At 28.6% G+C, this 18,875-nt stretch carries 19 protein-coding genes and 1 tRNA gene; 18 read left to right on the forward strand and 2 right to left on the reverse strand.

Annotated elements, in window-relative coordinates; translation table 11 throughout:
- Positions 1-6 precede the first annotated feature (6 nt).
- Together CHL78_RS00080 and CHL78_RS00085 are read left to right on the forward strand one after the other, a co-directional pair.
- Positions 7-222: a DUF896 domain-containing protein gene (locus tag CHL78_RS00080; RefSeq protein WP_116041136.1), complete on the forward strand. Its 216-nt coding sequence runs from the start codon at positions 7-9 to the stop codon at positions 220-222.
- 21 nt (positions 223-243) lie between these two features.
- Positions 244-1,638 carry an aminopeptidase gene (locus CHL78_RS00085; protein ID WP_116041138.1) on the forward strand — a complete coding sequence of 465 codons (1,395 nt, stop codon included), beginning with the start codon at positions 244-246 and terminating at the stop codon, positions 1,636-1,638.
- A 38-nt stretch (positions 1,639-1,676) separates the two neighbouring features.
- Here the strand turns inward: CHL78_RS00085 and CHL78_RS00090 are convergent, their stop codons facing one another.
- Positions 1,677-2,582 (reverse strand): selenium metabolism-associated LysR family transcriptional regulator, encoded by a 906-nt coding sequence (locus tag CHL78_RS00090; protein WP_094369372.1) that lies wholly within the window; start codon positions 2,580-2,582, stop codon positions 1,677-1,679.
- Between the two features lie 278 nt (positions 2,583-2,860).
- Between CHL78_RS00090 and CHL78_RS00095 the strand changes: the two genes are divergently transcribed.
- The 9 genes from CHL78_RS00095 (at position 2,861) to CHL78_RS00135 (ending at position 11,810) form a co-directional block, all read left to right on the forward strand.
- The gene (locus CHL78_RS00095) at positions 2,861-3,601 is read left to right on the forward strand and encodes a hypothetical protein (protein WP_094369371.1); all 741 of its coding nucleotides are present in this window, start codon (positions 2,861-2,863) and stop codon (positions 3,599-3,601) included.
- Positions 3,602-3,903: 302 nt separating this feature from the next.
- Positions 3,904-4,857 carry an ABC transporter permease gene (locus CHL78_RS00100; RefSeq protein ID WP_094369370.1) on the forward strand — a complete coding sequence of 318 codons (954 nt, stop codon included), beginning with the start codon at positions 3,904-3,906 and terminating at the stop codon, positions 4,855-4,857.
- Complete coding sequence (locus tag CHL78_RS00105) at positions 4,847-5,800, forward strand: iron chelate uptake ABC transporter family permease subunit (RefSeq protein ID WP_094369369.1); 954 nt, start codon at positions 4,847-4,849, stop codon at positions 5,798-5,800. Before CHL78_RS00100 ends, CHL78_RS00105 begins: the two co-directional genes overlap by 11 nt.
- The gene (locus CHL78_RS00110; protein WP_094369368.1) at positions 5,801-6,556 is read left to right on the forward strand and encodes an iron ABC transporter ATP-binding protein; all 756 of its coding nucleotides are present in this window, start codon (positions 5,801-5,803) and stop codon (positions 6,554-6,556) included. It abuts the gene before it with no gap.
- A 95-nt stretch (positions 6,557-6,651) separates the two neighbouring features.
- Entirely contained in the window at positions 6,652-7,620 is a 969-nt protein-coding gene (locus CHL78_RS00115) for a siderophore ABC transporter substrate-binding protein (protein WP_094369367.1), read from the forward strand.
- A 182-nt stretch (positions 7,621-7,802) separates the two neighbouring features.
- Positions 7,803-9,503: an ABC transporter ATP-binding protein gene (locus tag CHL78_RS00120; protein ID WP_094369366.1), complete on the forward strand. Its 1,701-nt coding sequence runs from the start codon at positions 7,803-7,805 to the stop codon at positions 9,501-9,503.
- A gap of 135 nt (positions 9,504-9,638) precedes the next feature.
- Positions 9,639-9,821, forward strand: a complete 183-nt coding sequence (locus CHL78_RS00125) for a hypothetical protein (RefSeq protein ID WP_094369365.1) — start codon at positions 9,639-9,641, stop codon at positions 9,819-9,821.
- A 96-nt stretch (positions 9,822-9,917) separates the two neighbouring features.
- Entirely contained in the window at positions 9,918-10,847 is a 930-nt protein-coding gene (locus CHL78_RS00130) for a metallophosphoesterase (protein WP_243446340.1), read from the forward strand.
- A gap of 144 nt (positions 10,848-10,991) precedes the next feature.
- The gene (locus CHL78_RS00135; RefSeq protein WP_094369363.1) at positions 10,992-11,810 is read left to right on the forward strand and encodes a hypothetical protein; all 819 of its coding nucleotides are present in this window, start codon (positions 10,992-10,994) and stop codon (positions 11,808-11,810) included.
- A gap of 99 nt (positions 11,811-11,909) precedes the next feature.
- On the opposite strand, the gene CHL78_RS00140 is transcribed toward CHL78_RS00135, so the two are convergent.
- Positions 11,910-11,995, reverse strand: a tRNA-Leu gene (locus tag CHL78_RS00140).
- 198 nt (positions 11,996-12,193) lie between these two features.
- Here CHL78_RS00140 and polA point away from each other — a divergent pair.
- From polA to CHL78_RS00170, 7 genes are all read left to right on the forward strand, one after another.
- Positions 12,194-14,842 (forward strand): DNA polymerase I, encoded by a 2,649-nt coding sequence (polA, locus tag CHL78_RS00145; RefSeq protein ID WP_116041140.1) that lies wholly within the window; start codon positions 12,194-12,196, stop codon positions 14,840-14,842.
- A gap of 8 nt (positions 14,843-14,850) precedes the next feature.
- Complete coding sequence (gene coaE / locus CHL78_RS00150) at positions 14,851-15,453, forward strand: dephospho-CoA kinase (protein ID WP_094367818.1); 603 nt, start codon at positions 14,851-14,853, stop codon at positions 15,451-15,453.
- A complete protein-coding gene (locus CHL78_RS00155) occupies positions 15,446-16,000 on the forward strand; it encodes a lytic transglycosylase domain-containing protein (RefSeq protein WP_094367817.1) in 555 nt (184 codons plus the stop codon). Before coaE ends, CHL78_RS00155 begins: the two co-directional genes overlap by 8 nt.
- Entirely contained in the window at positions 16,000-17,709 is a 1,710-nt protein-coding gene (locus tag CHL78_RS00160; RefSeq protein WP_094367816.1) for an ABC transporter substrate-binding protein, read from the forward strand. Before CHL78_RS00155 ends, CHL78_RS00160 begins: the two co-directional genes overlap by 1 nt.
- A 66-nt stretch (positions 17,710-17,775) precedes the next feature.
- A complete protein-coding gene (locus tag CHL78_RS00165; protein WP_094367815.1) occupies positions 17,776-17,988 on the forward strand; it encodes a heavy-metal-associated domain-containing protein in 213 nt (70 codons plus the stop codon).
- 112 nt (positions 17,989-18,100) lie between these two features.
- The gene (locus CHL78_RS21255; RefSeq protein ID WP_274541828.1) at positions 18,101-18,223 is read left to right on the forward strand and encodes a hypothetical protein; all 123 of its coding nucleotides are present in this window, start codon (positions 18,101-18,103) and stop codon (positions 18,221-18,223) included.
- 42 nt (positions 18,224-18,265) lie between these two features.
- The gene (locus CHL78_RS00170; RefSeq protein ID WP_094367814.1) at positions 18,266-18,874 is read left to right on the forward strand and encodes a hypothetical protein; all 609 of its coding nucleotides are present in this window, start codon (positions 18,266-18,268) and stop codon (positions 18,872-18,874) included.
- Position 18,875: the final 1 nt, after the last annotated feature.

Consider the following 18,875-nt stretch of genomic DNA (forward strand, 5'->3'; position numbering starts at 1 on the left):
GACATAATGTTTGATCAAAAAAAACTAGATAGAATAAATGAATTAGCTAAAAAGAATAAAGAGGGGGGACTTACAGAAGCAGAACTTCAAGAAAGAGATGTTTTAAGAAAAGAGTACTTAGAAAACTTTAGAGCTCATTTTAGATCAAGACTAGATAGCGTTAAAGTTGTTTCACCAGAAGAATATGATCAGTATATGAAAGAAAACAAGGATAAAAACTAATATTCATTAGGAGGGGTAAATATGAAATTAAAGCATGAATTCAAAAATGCATGGGGAGTAATTAGAGAAAACAATGCTATGGAACAAGTTAACAATTATTCTAAAGAGTATATGAACTTTTTAGATGTTGGAAAAACTGAAAGAACTTCAGCTAAAGAAATAATAAGATTAGCAAAAGAACATGGATACATATCAATCGAAGAAGCTATTAATAATAAGAGTGTAAAGCCTGGTGATAAGATATATGCTAATAATAAAGATAAAGGAGTAGCTTTATTTTTAATTGGTGAAAAAAACTTAGAATCGGGTATGAAAATTGTAGGTGGGCATATTGATGCACCTAGAATAGATTTAAAGGCAAATCCGCTATATGAAGATGCAAACTTAGGTTTCTTTAAGACTCACTATTATGGTGGAATAAAGAAATATCAATGGACAGCATTGCCACTTGCTATGCATGGAGTAGTAATTTTACAAGATGGTAAAAAAGTAGATATTAGTATTGGTGAAGATCATTCTGACCCAGTGTTCTGTATAACTGATTTACTTCCACATTTAGCTGCAGATCAAAGCCAGAAGAAACTTGCAGAAGGTATCACTGGTGAAGGGTTAAATATATTAATTGGAAGTCAACCATCAGAAGGGGTAGATAAAGATCCAGTAGCATACCATGTACTTAAAATATTAAATGAAAAGTATGGTATGGTAGAAGAAGATTTCTTAAGTGCAGAAATAGAAATAGTTCCGGCAGGATGTTCAAGAGAATTGGGTCTTGATAGATCTATGATTCTAGGATATGGGCAAGATGATAGATCATGTTCTTATGCAGCTGTAAAAGCAATCCTACAAACAGAAAGCCCAAAATACACAGCAGTTGCATTATGTGTGGATAAGGAAGAAATAGGTTCAAATGGTAATACAGGAATGAAGTCAAGATTCTTTGAAAATACTGTAGCTGAATTAATAGCTTTAGAAGGCAACTACAATGATTTAAAAGTAAGAAGAGCTATGGCGAATTCTAAAGTTTTATCAGCAGATGTAGCTGTGGGATATGATCCAAACTTCCCAGAGGTATATGATAAACGAAATTCTGCATTTATAGGCAATGGATTAGTTTTATGTAAATATACTGGTTCTAGAGGTAAAGGTGGATGTAATGATGCGAATGCTGAATTTAATGCAGAAGTAAGAAGAATATTCAATGAAGCAAATGTAGTATGGCAAACAGCCGAACTTGGCAAAGTAGACCAAGGAGGCGGTGGAACTATTGCCTACATATTAGCTGAGTTAGGAGCAGAGGTTATAGACTGTGGAGTTGCAGTACTTAGTATGCATGCACCATATGAAGTAGTTTCTAAAGCTGATGTATATGAGATGTATAAAGGATATAAAGCATTCTTTAATATAAACAAATAAAAAATACGGATTGTCTTATATAAGACAATCCGTATTTTTTATTTTTGTAAACAGAAGTAATCGCACAATTTATTTAAAAACTTATCCTCTAAGGGTGTGAATGTTTTTTTCTTAGAGTATATAAAGTAAAACTTCCTAGAAAAATCGACATTCTTAATTTTATAGTAGCTCAACTTATCTAAATTTAAGTAATCTATCGCAGAAATATATGATATAAAAGATACGCCTAAACCAATTCTAACCATTTCTTTTATAGCCTCATTAGACTCTACATGTGAAAGTATATCTAATTTATCAGTGTCAAAGTCATGTTTTTTTAAAGTATTGATTATTAAGTCTCTAGTACCAGATCCTTCTTTTCTCATAATAAATTTCATATTATATAAATCATTTATATCTATATATCCATCTTTGCTTTTTATCTTAAAATCCTTTGGTGTTATAAGTACTAGCTCATCATCAATTAAATCTATATATTCTATCTGAGGATGATAAAATTTGGAGCCAACTAGACCAAAGTTAATTCTTTCGTTTAAAATTTCTGATATAGCATATTGAGAATCATAATGACTAACACTAAACTTTACATCAGGATACTCTAAAGAGAAGTTTTTTAAAAAGTCGGGTAGTATGTACGTTTCAGGAATGGAACTACATGCCATATCTATTACACCCTCTATTTTCCCAGAATATTCTTTAATATCATAAATTGCTTTTTTACAATTGTTTAGTATATAGATTGCATGTTTATAGAGGATTTCCCCAGATCTGGTAAGAGTAATTATTTTGTTACTTCTATTTACAAGAACAGTATCAAGTTCTTTTTCTAAATTTTGAATATGAGAACTTACTGTAGGTTGAGTTAAAAAAAGTTCCCTGGCCGCCTTTGAAAAACTTTGATGCTTCATAACCGCAACAAAAACCTCAAGTTGTTTAAAATCCATTAATATATCCCCCTTAAATTATCTAGATATATTATAACATATTAAATATTTTAATAACAAAAAGTTTAAAACTAAGATGGGCTAGTAAATTTGACTATAAGGAATAATATGGTATAATTTTCTTGGAGATTTGATTAAGATTCAAAATTCTTCTGAAACAGATACACGTTACAAAAATATTACAGATTGTGCTTATTTATTATAAATTATTAACAAATACTATATAATTATTTTAAGATAAGTATAAGTTAAAAGATTTAAGGGAGGAGGATTAGCCTATGAATTTAAAGAAAAAAATAATATGGATAGTTATGTTAAGTATGCTTATTACTGGATGTAGCAATAAAGAGACACAAGAATCTACCACTGCAGATAGAGCTACTCAGCAAAGGACTATGACAAAAGTTCAAAATGATGTTAATGAAATTATGAACAAAGATTATAACTATGTTCTTGAAAATATGGGAACTCCTTACTGTACAACTTATTATATAGATACCCAAAAAGCTAAATTAGATTATATAAATAATTTAAGAGATCTTAATGAGCTAACAAATAATATGAGGTTAGTATACCCTAAAGAGGAAACAAATGATTCATTGGAAAGAAGTGCTCTGTATATAAGTATAAATAATAGTAAAGTAACAGAAGTGCAAACTTTTGAATTTACAGAGTATGATATAAAAAGAGACGATGTCAATAATAACTCCGATATTATTCTTGATACTTATGATGATAAAGCAATTTTATCAGTAGCTTCTGCTGAGTCTATAGATGTTACAAAATATATAGGAAAAGAATTAACCCAGTTAAGTGAAGTAATCGATTTGAATGAGGCAAACTTTGAAGCTTATGATAGGGATAGAAAAGAAATGATTATGGGATATTTTTTATCTGAAGATGGTAACGCATCAAATAAGATATTAAATATAATTGAATCAGAAGGTAGTATCAGTGAAATAAATATAATAGAACGCAATGATATTTTAAGAACAGTAAAAGACTATCTAATTAAATAATAGTAATAAATAGGCTATAGATAATAAGTAATTATCTATAGCCTATTTATTATTTGAAAGTTTAAGTATAAATTATATATGATAAAAATACCTAATAGAATATAAAAATTATTATTTATTGAATGTAATTTTCAATTAGATGCTTTGATTGTAAAATATGGGGTATAAAGAGTAGTATATCTAATTAACATATGAAAATAAAAATAGATATTGACAATGATAATTGTTATTGATACACTGATAACTATGATAATAATTATCATTTAAAAAATGAGTAGAAAAGTAGTTTTGTGGGAGGAATAATGAAAAAGAGGTATTTAATTTTAGCATTAATAGTTTTATCTTATATATCCTTATTTATAGGAGCTCAAGATATTACTTTAATAGATATATTTACTAATAACCAAGAAAAACTCATGATATTTGTTATGAGTAGAATACCAAGATTAATAAGTATATTAATTGCGGGTGTAGGTATGAGTATAGCAGGGATTATAATGCAACAGATAAGTAAAAATAAATTTGTATCTCCTACAACTGGAGCTACAATAGATGCGGCACAATTAGGTATAGTGATCTGTATGTTAACAATACCGGGAGCATCAATATTTACGAAAACGATAGTAGCGTTTATATTTTCTCTTATAGGAACATTTTTATTTATGAGAATAATAGGAAAACTACAATTTAAAAATATAATATTTGTACCTTTAGTAGGTATAATGTTTGGTAATATAATAGGGGCCATGACAGACTTTATAGCATATAAGTACGAGATGAGTCAAAATGTTACTGCTTGGATGCAAGGGGACTTCTCTATGATACTTAAAGGAAACTATGAAATATTATACATAACAATACCCCTTATAATATTAGCTTATGTTTATGCAAATAGATTTACAGTTGCTGGGATGGGTGAAGATTTTGCCACAAACTTAGGTTTGAATTATAAAAAAGTAGTTAATGTAGGATTGATAATAGTAGCACTTGTAACTGTATGTGTTGTTGTTACTGCTGGTAGTATACCTTTTATAGGTCTTATAGTTCCCAATATTGTATCACTATATATGGGTGATAATATAAGAGAAAGTATATGGCATACAGGATTATTTGGAGCAATATTCGTACTGATATGTGATATATTTGGAAGAATTATTATTTATCCATATGAAATATCTATAGGACTTACTGTTGGAGTTATAGGAAGTATAACATTCCTTTATTTAATAATGAGGAGGAATGCAAATGAAGCTTAATCTTAACAAGAAAATTTATATTATGGGGTTACTACTTTTAGTATTTACTATATTATTTTTAAGTTATGGAATAGACATGAGCAACTTAGAGTATGCTTTATCCCAAAGAATACCTAAAATTTTTGCTATGGCTTTAGGAGGAGGGTGTATAGCCTTTACTACTATAGTGTTTCAAACGATTACAAATAATCAAATACTAACACCAAGTGTGTTAGGGCTGGATTCTCTATATGTATTAATTCAGACTGTAATAGTATTTTTATTTGGAGCAACAAGTAAATTAATAATAAATGAAAATTACAACTTCGTTATTAATGTAGCTGTTATGGTTGTAGCGTCAATATTACTGTATAAGGTATTATTTGAAAAAGGTAAAAATGATATATTCTTTTTACTTCTAGTAGGTATGATATTTGGAACATTATTTAAAAGTGCTACAACTTTTATTCAAATAATGATAGACCCAAATGAGTTTTTAGCACTTCAAACTAGTACAATGGCTAGTTTAAATAATATAAACACAGAAGTTCTTCTAATCGCATTTATAATGATTATAGCAGTTATACCTTTTATATATGATGATATAAAGTATTTAGATGTATTATCACTAGGTAGAGAACAGGCAATCAACTTAGGTGTAAACTATGATAAAGTAGTAAAAAAAATGATAATAGTAATAGCAATTTTAGTTTCAATATCAACAGCACTTATTGGTCCTATGACGTTTTTGGGATTAATATTAGCGAATATTGCAAGAGAAGGACTTAAAACGTATAAACATACTTATCTAATATTAGGGGCAACTTTAATTGGTATGATTACATTAATAGGTGGCCAGTTCTTTGTACAACATATATTCAGATTTGATACAACATTAAGTGTAGTTATAAACTTTATAGGTGGAATCTACTTTATACAATTATTACTAAAGGGGAACAGATAAATGATAGAAATAAAAAATATATTTAAAAAATATAGAAATAAAAATGTTGTAGATGATGTTTCCTTTAATATAGAAAAAGGAAAAATAACATCTTTTATAGGACCAAATGGAGCAGGGAAAAGTACTGTATTATCAATAGTGACTAGGCTTATATCTGGAGATGGTGGAGAAGTTTTAATAGAGGGCAAGAGTTTAAATGGTTATGAGAGTAAAGAATTAGCTCAAAAAATTGCCATACTTAAGCAATCTAATAATATAACTTTAAAGCTTACAATAAGAGAGTTAGTTGGATTTGGAAGGTTTCCATATAGTGAAGGTAATTTAACTAAAGAAGATAAAAAATACATAGATGAAGCAATAGAATATATGAAATTAACTGATATACAAGATAAATACCTAGATGAACTAAGTGGTGGTCAAAGACAAAGGGCTTATATAGCAATGGTAATAGCTCAAAATACTGAATACATATTACTTGATGAGCCATTAAATAATTTAGATATGAGCCATTCAGTTCAAATGATGAAAGTACTTAGAAATCTTTGTGATGAATTAGGTAAAACAATAGTATTAGTAATGCATGATATAAACTTTGCATCATGCTATTCTGATAATATAGTAGCGCTTAAAAATGGAAAGATTGAAAAAGTAGGAAGTACAGAAGATATAGTTAATAAAGAAGTTCTAGAAGATATTTATGAAATGAACTTTGATATAAAGAATATAAATGGAAATAGAATATGTGTTTATTTCTAGAAATATAGAGAGATTACAAATTTTGTAATCTCTTATAAAAAAAGATTAATTGAGAATGATTATAAATACTAATATAAAATAGAGGAGAGATTGATATGAATAAAAAAGCGGCAATAATAGCGGGAGTAGCAATAGTAGGATTAGTAGGAGCATTTGCATTAGGACAAAATAAAAAAGATGCACCAGAAACAGCAGTAGATGCAGATGCTACTGTAAAAATAGCTCATAGCTTAGGGGAAACAGAGGTAGAATTAAACCCTAAGAAAGTCGTAGTATTTGACTATGCTGCATTAGATACAATGGATGTATTAGGTGTTTCTGATTCTTTAGTAGGCCTTCCAAAGTCAAGTATACCAAAATCTTTAGAAAAATTTAAAGATGAAAAATATGCAGATTTAGGTGGATTAAAAGAACCAGATTTAGAAGGTATAAAATCAGCAGACCCAGATTTAATAATAATAAACGGAAGACAAGCAGATTTCTATGATCAATTATCTGAAATAGCACCTACAATAAGTACAGATAAAGATGATAAAAATTATTTAGCATCTGTTAAAGAAAATATAAACAAAATAGCTAAAGTATTTGAAGCAGAAGAAAAAGCTAATGAAGAATTTACTAAAATTGAAAAGAAAATAGCAGACTTAAATAAAGTAGTTACAGAAAAAGATTTAAATTCTTTAACACTTATGGTAAATGAAGGTAAACTAAGTGTATTTGGAGAAGAATCGAGATTCAGTATATTAAATAAAGACTTTGGATTTAAGAATGTAGATCAAGATATAAAAGAATCAAGCCATGGTCAAAATATAACTTTTGAATACTTAGCTAAGCAAAATCCGGAAATTATGTTTGTAATAGACAGAGGAACAGCTACAGGTAGTGATGTTGAAGAAAGTTTAACTGCTAAATCAGTATTAAATAATGATGTAATAAAATCTATGGATGCATTTAAAAACAATAATATAGTATACTTAGACGGACCAACTTGGTACGTAAATGATGGTGGACTTAGCTCTTTAAATACAATGATAGATGATGCTACAAAAGCAGTTAATAAATAAGAATATAGGGTATAAATAAAAAGTACGGAAATACCGTACTTTTTATTTTGAATAAAATGATAATTTATATTATTAAACTATTACTTGAATGAATATATTTTAAGTTGAAATATGATACAATATTTATTGAGTATATTTCGAAATAGTGTGAATTTTTATTATTTTAAGGCGGGAGGATTTATATGCTTAAAGAATTTGTAAAGTATTACAAACCATACAAAAAATTATTTATATTAGATTTACTAGCAGCATTTTTATTTGCAACATGCAATTTAGTTTATCCTATGATAACTAGAAATATAATGGATGAGGTTATTCCAAACCAAAATTTACAGATGCTAGTAGTATTTGCAATAGTACTTATAGGGATATTTATTTTAAAAGCAGGGTTAAACTATTTTATGCAATACTGGGGTCACGTTGTTGGTGTTAGGATGCAGGCTGATATGAGAGAGTATGTATTCACTCATTTACAAAAGCTACCAAATAATTATTTTGATAATAATAAAGCTGGGATAACAATGTCCAGAATAATAAATGACTTAATGGAAATATCAGAATTAGCTCATCATGGGCCAGAAGATCTATTTATATCTATAATTATGTTAGGTGGATCATTCTTTATATTATTAGGTATAAATGTTGAACTTACGTTAATGATATTCTTGGTACTACCTTTTGTATTATGGTTTGCAATATCACAACGTAAAAAGATGAATAAAGCATTTATGGAAACTAGAGTAAAAACAGGAGATGTAAATGCAACTCTAGAAAACAGTATAGCAGGGATGAAGGTTACTAAATCTTTCTGTACAGAAAAAGAGGAGTTAGATAAGTTTACAGAAAGTAATAAGATATTCAAACATGCAAGAGAAGGTGCATACAAGGTAATGGCTGAGTATTTCTCAGGTATGAACTTATTTATGGATATACTAGAATTAATAGCGCTTGTTGCAGGTGGATATTTCACATACCTTGGTAGGATATCATTGGGAGATTTTGCAGCATATATATTATATGTAAAGATGTTTATTGAACCAATTAAGAAACTTATAAACTTTACAGAACAGTATCAAAGTGGAATGACTGGTTTTGAAAGATTTACAGAAATAATAAATCAAGAGACAGAAAAAGAACCAATAAACCCTGTTGAATTAGAAGATGTAAAGGGTGACATTGAAATAAACAATGTATCGTTTACTTACGAAGATGAGACGGAAGTATTAAGCAACCTAAGTTTATCAATAGAAGCAGGAAAGACAGTAGCTCTAGTTGGTCCATCTGGAGGTGGTAAGACTACATTATGTAGCTTAATACCAAGATTCTATGATTTTGAAGATGGAGATATAAAGATTGATGGGAAAAATATAAAAGATATAAGCTTAAGATCTCTTAGAAAAAATATTGGAGTAGTTCAACAAGATGTATTTTTATTTACGGGAACGATAAGAGATAATATTCTTTGTGGTAATCCTAATGCTAGTAATGAAGAAATTATAGAAGCAGCTAAAAAAGCTAGGATACATGACTTTATACAGACTTTACCAGATGGATACGACACTTATATAGGAGAAAGAGGAGTAAAGCTATCTGGTGGGCAGAAACAAAGAATATCTATATCTAGAATTTTCTTAAAAAATCCTCCGATAATAATTCTTGATGAGGCTACATCAGCACTTGATAATGTTACGGAAAGAGAAATACAATTATCACTTGAGGAATTAAGTAAAGATAGAACTAATTTAGTTGTAGCTCATAGACTATCTACTATAAAAAATGCTGATGAAATAATAGTATTAACTGGAAATGGTATAGAAGAAAGAGGCACTCATGAAGAGTTAATAAATAAAGAAGGAATATATAGTAGATTTCATAAAAAATAATAAGATATTATAGATTTACTTATTATAAATACTAAAACAAAGCATGATATAAAAATATACAAATTAAATTGGAATATTCAATATCTACTATGGGAAAAATTAATATATACTTAGACTTCCAAAGGAGATAAAAATATGGACAATAATAAAAATCGATTAAAAGACAGACCTAAATCAAAGGCAGAGATAAGAAAAATGTATAGTGAACATGCTTCAGAACTAGGTATAAAAGATGGACAAAAAATAGGTGCAAGAGATAGTGGAACTAACAAAACTAAAACTGAAAAATTATACCATAAAGTAAAGAGACAAGATTAATATCAGGTGCCATACATGTTGTATGGCACTTTTTTTATTTGTTATTAATGTATATAGATACTATAATAGTGTTAATAAATTTAGCATGATAAGTATATGATTTATTATTATGAAAATGAAATAGATAGATTAGAGAGGTATGAATTAATGATAGCAAAAGTAATTATAGGAGCATCCTTATTATCAATGGGATATTCAATATATAAATATGGAGTTGATTCTATAGAAACCACAAAATATATTATAGAAAATGAAAAAATACCATCTGAGTTTAATGATTTTAAGATAGTTCATATAAGTGATCTTCACAATAAAAGCTTTGGTATAGGTAATAAAAATTTAATTGAGAAGATAGATAATGAAAACCCAGATGCTATATTTATAACAGGTGACTTAATTGATGGAGACAGTAAAAACTTTGACACAGCTTTAAGTTTAATTGAAGACCTATCTAAAAGATATAATATTTATCATATAATAGGGAATCATGAGCAAAAGTCATTGGTAAAAAAGCATAGGGATTTATATATGAATTATTTCAAAAGATTATACCGTAAAAATATTGTTAATATTGAAGATAATATTGTAAAAATAAAAAAAGGCAATAGCACTATAAATTTATATGGCCTAATAATACCTTTAGAATTTTATACATATTTCTTTAGTAATAGTAAGAAAACGATAAAGTTAGAAGAAAGATTTGTAGAAACTAGATTAGGAAAAATAAATAAGAATGAGTACAATATATTACTTTCTCATAGCCCTTTTTATTTTAATGATTATGCAAATTGGGGTGCTGATTTAATCCTAGCAGGTCATGTTCATGGCGGTATAATAAGAATACCATTTAAAGGTGGTTTATTGTCTCCAAATAGAGAATTTTTCCCGGAGTATGATTTTGGGGAATACAATAAAAACAACTCAACAATGCTTTTAACAAAGGGGCTTGGTGGATCGAAGTTACTAATGAGAGTAAACTGTAGACCTGAAATAGTATCAATAACATTAAAATCGAAAATAAATTAATATATTCTAATTTTACATTAAAATAAATAGGAAATTTGTAGGAAAATAAAGAAAAATACTTATTGAGTAACTAAAATGTAGATAATTAATATAATATAATGAGGACAGTTATATAAATTGTTCTTTTAAAAGGAGGTGTATAATATGTTTGATATGCCTAGAAAGTATGGATATGGAAACTGTCAACAACCAGAATGTGAAGATGTGAAGGATAAATTTTGTGATATCTCTAGTACATGTTGTAATGGATTTGTTAGTGAGCAATTTAATTTAATTGCGTATGTTAATTCTACAGCTCAAGTAATCGTATATTCTGTAAATAATATTTCAATAAGAGGTACAGTAAAAATAAAAAATCTATCGCGAGCAGTTATCAGTTTTACTGTGGGTACTTCCACTATAAATGTAGGTTCGAATTCAGAGGCTCAGATAACTTCAAGTAATATACAAAATGTTATTATCTCAACAACATCACAAGATCTCGCTAAAGCATTATTGTGTTTTGATATAGCAATACCAACAAATGATCTGTGTTGTCCATTAAACTCTAATAGTAGATCAGAAAATACGTTATTAGTATTTAATAGTAACAGTGAATGTGATTCACAATCTGACTTTAAAAAGATAAAGAATAGTGCTTGTGATATAGATAGCACTTGCTGTAATGGATTTACTAAGGAACAATTTACTACAACTGTTTTATCCTCTACAAGCCCAGTAGTTGTTTATGAAACAGATGGTATTTCTGTACGAGGGACAGTCAGAATTAAAAACTTATCTCAAGCTAGTATAACTTTTAATGTTGGTACTAGTAGTATTGCGGTAGAACCAAGAGCTGATGCTGCAATTACATCAAATAATATATTAAATGTAAATATATCAACAGCGTCGTTAACTCCTTTAAAAGCAGTGTTCTGCTTTGATATGATATTACCTACTAATGATTTATGTTGCCTGTCATAATATTTTAAAAAGTAAAATCGTGTTTTATAGATACTTATATTTGTTGGAAAATAAAAGAGTTCTAACCAAAGTAGGATAGAACTCTTTTAAAATATTAAGTGGTGCCGGATGTGGGACTCGAACCCACACGATATTGCTACCAACGGATTTTGAGTCCGTCGCGTCTGCCATTCCGCCAATCCGGCTAATTGGTATTTGTTAAATATTAATCTAAAGTAATTATAGCACAAAAAATGGAAAAGTATACTACTTTTTTGTTTGAATAGACTAATTGAGAGGTATTTAATCTTAATATCCTATTAATATTGTGGTAATATTAAATAATAGAATATTTGTATATAATAGGTATGTAGTACAAAATAGAAAACTAGGAGTGATAGACTTTGGATAAAAGATTAATTATAATAGATGGAAATTCAATAATAAATAGGGCTTTTTATGCACTTCCGGAAATGAATAATAAGGAAGGATTAAAAACTAATGCAATATATGGATTTACAACAATGTTGTTTAAAATAATTGATATATATAAGCCAACTCATATAAGTGTAGCTTTTGATAGGAAGACACCAACATTTAGACATATTGAGTTTAAAGAGTATAAAGCAGGTAGAAAGAAAATGCCAGATGAATTAAGAGTTCAGTTTGAACCCTTAAAAGAACTTTTAGATAATTTTAAAATAAATAGATTAGAAATAGATGGCTTTGAGGCAGATGACATAATAGGAACTGTTTCTAAACGTGCTGAAGAAAATGGATATAAAGTATATATAGTTACAGGAGATAAGGATGCAATACAATTAGCATCAGATAATACAACAACTTTAATTACGAAAAAAGGTGTTGGAGAGGTAGAGGAATATGATTTTAATTCGGTAATGGAAAAGTATGAAATGACTCCTACTCAATTTATTGATTTAAAGGGTCTTATGGGAGATAAGTCTGATAATATACCAGGGGTACCAGGTATAGGTGAAAAAACAGGAATTAAGCTTATAAAAGAATACTCAAGCATAGAAAACTTAATAGAAAATACAGACAAGCTTAAAGGAAGTGTAAAAACTAAGATAGAAGAGAATAAAGAGCTTGCTGTCATGAGTAAAAGATTAGCTACAATAATAAGAGATGTTCCTATAGAGATAAATTTAGAGGATTTAGTTTTTGGAGATTATAATAAAGATGATATACTAGAAAATTTTAGACATCTAGGATTTACAAGTTTATTATCAAGAGTTTTAGAATTAGATGGTGGAGAAGATGTTATTGAAGAAAAAACTAATCTAAATATAAGTAAACTAGAAAATATAGATGAATTTATAAACACTGTTAATAGTAAAGGTAAGCTTATATTAAAATCTGTTAGAAAGCAAGGGAATATACTTAGTAAAAACATACTATACCTATTTGTAAGCGTAGATGGGGAAAATATATATTACATAAATGAAGAAGATATAGCTAGATTTGAAGGTGTTCTTAGTAGCGTTGAGATTAAAAAGTATGGTTACAACATGAAAGAAGACTATATTGCTTTAAGAGCGTACAACATAAAACTAGAGAATATGAACTTTGATATCACAATAGCTGAATACCTTATAGATTCAGCATCAGCTACATCTTATGAATGTAGCGCGTTGGCTATGAAGTATTTAACTAAGAAGATGAAATCAGAAGAGGAGCTACTTGGTAAGGGAGTTAAAGCTAAGAAATATCAAGATTTAGAGTTTGAAGAGCTTAGTGAGTATATTTCAGATATTGTATATACTGTTAAAAATGTATCTCCAAAGATGGAAAAAAGCTTAAATGAAACTAGTATGGATGGACTTTTCTATCATGTAGAAATGCCTTTAGTAGAAGTGCTAGGTAATATGGAATATGAAGGTATGAAGGTAGATAGAGATAAATTAAATGAACTAGGTATCGAATTTAAAGAAATAATAAATACTTTAGAGAAGGAAATTTATGAACTATCAGGAGAGCCATTTAATATAAACTCTCCGAAGCAATTAGGTGTTGTATTATTTGAAAAGCTAGAATTGCCAGTGATAAAGAAAACTAAAACTGGTTACTCAACAAATGCTGAAGTATTAGACAAACTAAGAGATAAGCATCCTATAATCGATAAGATAACTGAGTATAGACAAATTGTTAAGTTAAACTCAACTTATGTAGAGGGTCTACTTGCAATTATAAATCCAATAAGCAATAGAATACACTCATCATTTAACCAGACTATAACTACTACAGGAAGAATATCTTCTACAGAACCAAATCTTCAAAATATACCTGTAAGAATGGAGATGGGAAGAAAGATAAGAAAGGTGTTTATAGCAGATGAGGGACATGAGCTAGTAGATGCTGACTATTCTCAAGTAGAACTTAGAGTACTTGCTCATATGAGTGGTGATGAAAATATGATAGATGCATTTAATCACGATGAAGATATACATACAAAAACAGCATCGCAAGTATTTAATGTACCAATAGATGAAGTGACAAGTGATATAAGAAGTGCGGCAAAGGCTGTAAACTTCGGTATAGTATATGGAATAAGTGATTTTGCATTATCTGAAGATCTTCATATACCAGTAAAACAAGCCAAGGAATATATAGAAAATTACTTAGACAAATACCATAAGATAAAAGAGTTTATGGATAATACGATAGAAAGTGCAACTGAACATGGATATGTAACTACCTTACTAAATAGAAGAAGATATATACCAGAAATAAAATCAAGTAATTTTATGGAAAGAAATAGAGGAAAGAGATTTGCTATGAATGCACCTATACAAGGTAGTGCAGCAGATATTATAAAGATAGCTATGGTAAATGTATACAAGAAGATGGAAGAATGTGAATTAAAATCAAAATTAATACTTCAAGTACACGATGAACTTATTGTAGAAGCTATAGATGCAGAGATTGAGATAGTAAAAAGAATAGTAAAAGAAGAAATGGAAAATGCTGTAGCTATGGATGTACATTTAGATGTAGACCTAAATGTAGGTAGCTCGTGGTATGAAACAAAGTAGGTGATTTTTTGTTAGTATTAGGACTTACTGGAAATATAGGCTGTGGAAAAAGTAGTTTATCTAATATATTTATAAAAAATAATATCAGTATAATTGATGCTGATATTATTTCCAGGCAAATATTTGAAGACAAACTTATTCTGAAGCAGGTATTTGATACTTTTGGTGAAAGTATAAAAAATGATGATGGAACTTTAAATAGAAAATTACTTGGTGAGATAGTATTTAATGATGATGATAAACTAATAAAATTAAATAAGTTAACCCATCCAATAATAAGAGAAAAAATCTTATCAAAAATACATGAGGCAAGTATTAAAGGTGAAGAAATAGTTGTATTAGATGCAGCACTTTTAATAGAAGGAAACTTTCTAGAATTAGTAGATAAGATTTTAGTAATAACATGTGATGAAGCTGTTCAAATTGAAAGGATAAAAAATAGAGATAATTCTAGTAAAGAGCAAGCTCTAAGTAGAATAAAATCGCAAATGATCCAGGAAGAAAAATCCAAATATGGGGATTATATAATAGACAATTCGGGGACACTAATTGAGTTGGAAGAAAAAGCAAATAAATTTATAAAATATATGAAGGAGAATTGGTGTGGCTAAAAAAAGAATATTAATTCTATCTATTTTTATAATCTTACTTGGAGTATTGCTTGTAGAAAGTAACAATATTCAAAAGCTACTATATCCTAGAAAATATTCTATATATGTTGAAAGATATTCGAAAGAGTTCAACTTAGAAGAAAATTTAGTTTTTAGTGTCATGAAAGCTGAAAGTAAGTTTAGAAAAAATGCAACATCGCATAAGGGTGCAAAGGGCCTAATGCAAATAAGTGATATAACTAGAGACTGGGCATCAGAAGAATTGGGACTGGAAGAAGTGGATATATACGATCCAGAAGTAAATATAATGATCGGATGTTGGTACTTAAATAAGCTTTTTAGAGAGTTTGGAAGCTTGAATTTAGTAATAGCGGCATATAATGGAGGGTCTGGTAATGTAAGAAAGTGGCTTGGGAACGACTCATATAGCAAAGATGGGGAAAATCTGCATAAGATACCCTTTAAGGAAACTTCAACATATGTTGAGAAAGTAAATTCAAACTATAAGAAATATAATAAGATATATGGCAGGGAAGGAATAAACTAATGAAAAAGACAAAGGTTTTGAGTATGATTTTAGCTATTGTCATGATGACAGTAGGTTGTCAGGAAATAACTGAAAATAATACAGCTAAAGAGGATAGTAAAAGTGCCATAAGCTCAGAAAATATACAACTAACAATGGTAAAACCAGAAACTATAAACCCTATAATGAATCAAGATAAGTCAGTAGGATATATAATGAATCTGATATATGATGGGTTATTTACTATAGATGAAAACTACGATATAGTTCCTCAAATGGCAGAAGAATACGGCTTATCTGAGGATGGAATGAGTGTAAGTATTAAATTAAAAGATGCAAAGTGGCATGATGGGAGCGAAGTGACTGCTCAAGATGTTCAGTTTTCAGTTAATTTAATCCAAAATAATGCAAGTAGCCCATATAATCTTTTAGCACAGAAGATATCTTCGGTCTCAGTTATAAACAACAAAGAGTTGACTATAAGGTTCAAAGAAAAGTATGCATTCTCAGTAGATACATTGATTTTTCCGATAGTATCTAAAAGCCAGTTAAGTTCATCTGGAGATATTAACTCACAGCAGAAGAACTTGATAGGAAATGGACCGTATAAAATAGATCGTTATGAGCAAAGATCAGGTATGATTCTTTCGGTTAATGAAGAATACTATGAAGAGCTACCTAAAACAATAAGAAATATTGATGTAAGTATAGTACCAGATGAAGAAGCTCAAGTTTCGATGGTAATGGCTCTACAAAGTGATATTACTAATATATCATTAAAGGACCTAAGTAAATTCCAAGAGAAAGAGTTTAATATAACAACTTATGAAAGTAGAGACTATGAATCTATAATATTTAATTATGATAATGAGTTTTTAAAGGATATAAATTTTAGGAAAGCTATATTACATAGTATAAATAGAGAGTTTATACTTGAAGAGGGATATATGGAAGATGCTACATTAGTTAACTTCCCGCTTAATTCTAAGTCAAAATACTATGATTCAGATTTAAAACCATTTGCTTATAATATAGAAAAAGCAAAATCTTATTTAGAAAAGGCTAAGCCTGTCAAGTCAGAAGGAAATGAGCAATCAGAAAACACAGGGGCTGAAAACACAGAAAATAAGGATATACAATCTAATAATGCAGACAATAAAAGTGAATCAGAAAATACAAATAATGAAGATTCAACAAAATCTAATGAAGAGTCTAATAAAAAACCTAATAGTGGATTAGATAAAGCAGAAGTTAAAAAGATGATTTCTGAGTTGGACTTAAAAATAATAGTCAATAAAGAAAATAGTGAAAGGCTAAAAACAGCATATTTAGTAAGCAATAACCTAAAAGCAATAGGAATAAAATCTACTATAGTTGAAATGAGTTCTAAAGAAATAGATGCTGCTATTTCTGAGAAACAATATGATTTAGCTATAGTTGGATGGGAATTATCTAGTGTTCCAGATGTTAGAGATATAATAGCAAGTAGTGGTTACACAGATGAAAAGCTAACTAACTATATGACGTCTTTAGTAAATGCTACTTCAGAAAATCAAATAAAAGATATCTATAAATCAATACAAAAGCATATAAGAGATAATGTAGCATTTATAAGTCTTGTAATAAGAGATGATTATATAGTTACCAATAAAAGATTAGATGGTAAGATTTTACCTAATGATTTTGATGTATATGAAGGAATATCTAATTTAAAAATAAAAAATAAATAAAAGTATTAAAATATTATAATAAATATGCTAAAATACCCATATAGGGTATGTGAGGAGGTGATACATATGAAGAAAAAACTATTAATTGATGGAATGAGCTGTGGACACTGCGTAAATCATCTTACTACAGCCTTAACTGAAGATATTGAAGGTGTAGAAGTTATAGAAGTAAATCTAGAAGGAAAATACGCTTTAGTGAACATGAGTGAAAATGTATCTGAATCTAAGTTACAAGAAGTAATAGAAGACCTAGGATTTGAATTAAAAGGAATAGAGTAAAAGAAACTGGCTTCATAGCCAGTTTTTTTATTGCATTTATATATGATGATTTGAACAAAAAAAGACTTCTATTGGGGGAATTAATAGAAGTCTAAAATGGGGGAGATTGAGTATGTTTGATTTTACATTAATAGTATGTCCACACTCAACAGATATATACATCAAATATAAGTTTTTATTTAATGTATATAGATTATATTATGAAAAATGGCCAAGAATGGAACTCACATTTTAGAAAAAAAATGAATATAATACTAGTAAGCAAGGGGGGGATATCATGGAGCCTAGAGGATATAAGGAAGATTTAAGAAAAATGATACTTGATATGGCCCACAAAGAGCTCGAAAACTATGTATCCCAAAAGGGAGCACATAAATACTTTGAGGGAAATATTGATAAGGTTATCAATGAGAATATAAAAAGAACAAACAAAGGAATAGGAGTAAATAGTGTGTACTCAAGGATACTAAAATCAAGTTCATATCAAGAGAATATATCATCAATAGCCAAGACAATTAGACAAGAGGAAATATTTAAATCAAAAAATGAATTAGTTAAATTTGCAAGACATTTAGGGATTAATGCAAATATGAAGAGTTCATACAATCAAATCCTAAGAAAAGTATCAAGCCATATATATTCAAACCGAAATAATTATTCAAGAAAATATGTATCTTATAAGAGAGGTAAAGATGAATATATTTTAGAGCCGGATAAAATAAAAGATGAATTAATAGAAAGTTACAGATCTAAAACTAGAGAAGACATGAGGTCTATAGCTAGATTACTAGATATTAGTGTAGATGATGAAGATAGAGCAGAGGATATAAGAAAGAAAGTAATAAATTATATAATTAAGGAAAAAATAGCTAAGAAAGATAATTAAT

The organism is Romboutsia weinsteinii (assembly GCF_002250835.2).
In the GTDB taxonomy this organism is placed as follows: Bacteria; Bacillota; Clostridia; order Peptostreptococcales; family Peptostreptococcaceae; genus Romboutsia_A; species Romboutsia_A weinsteinii.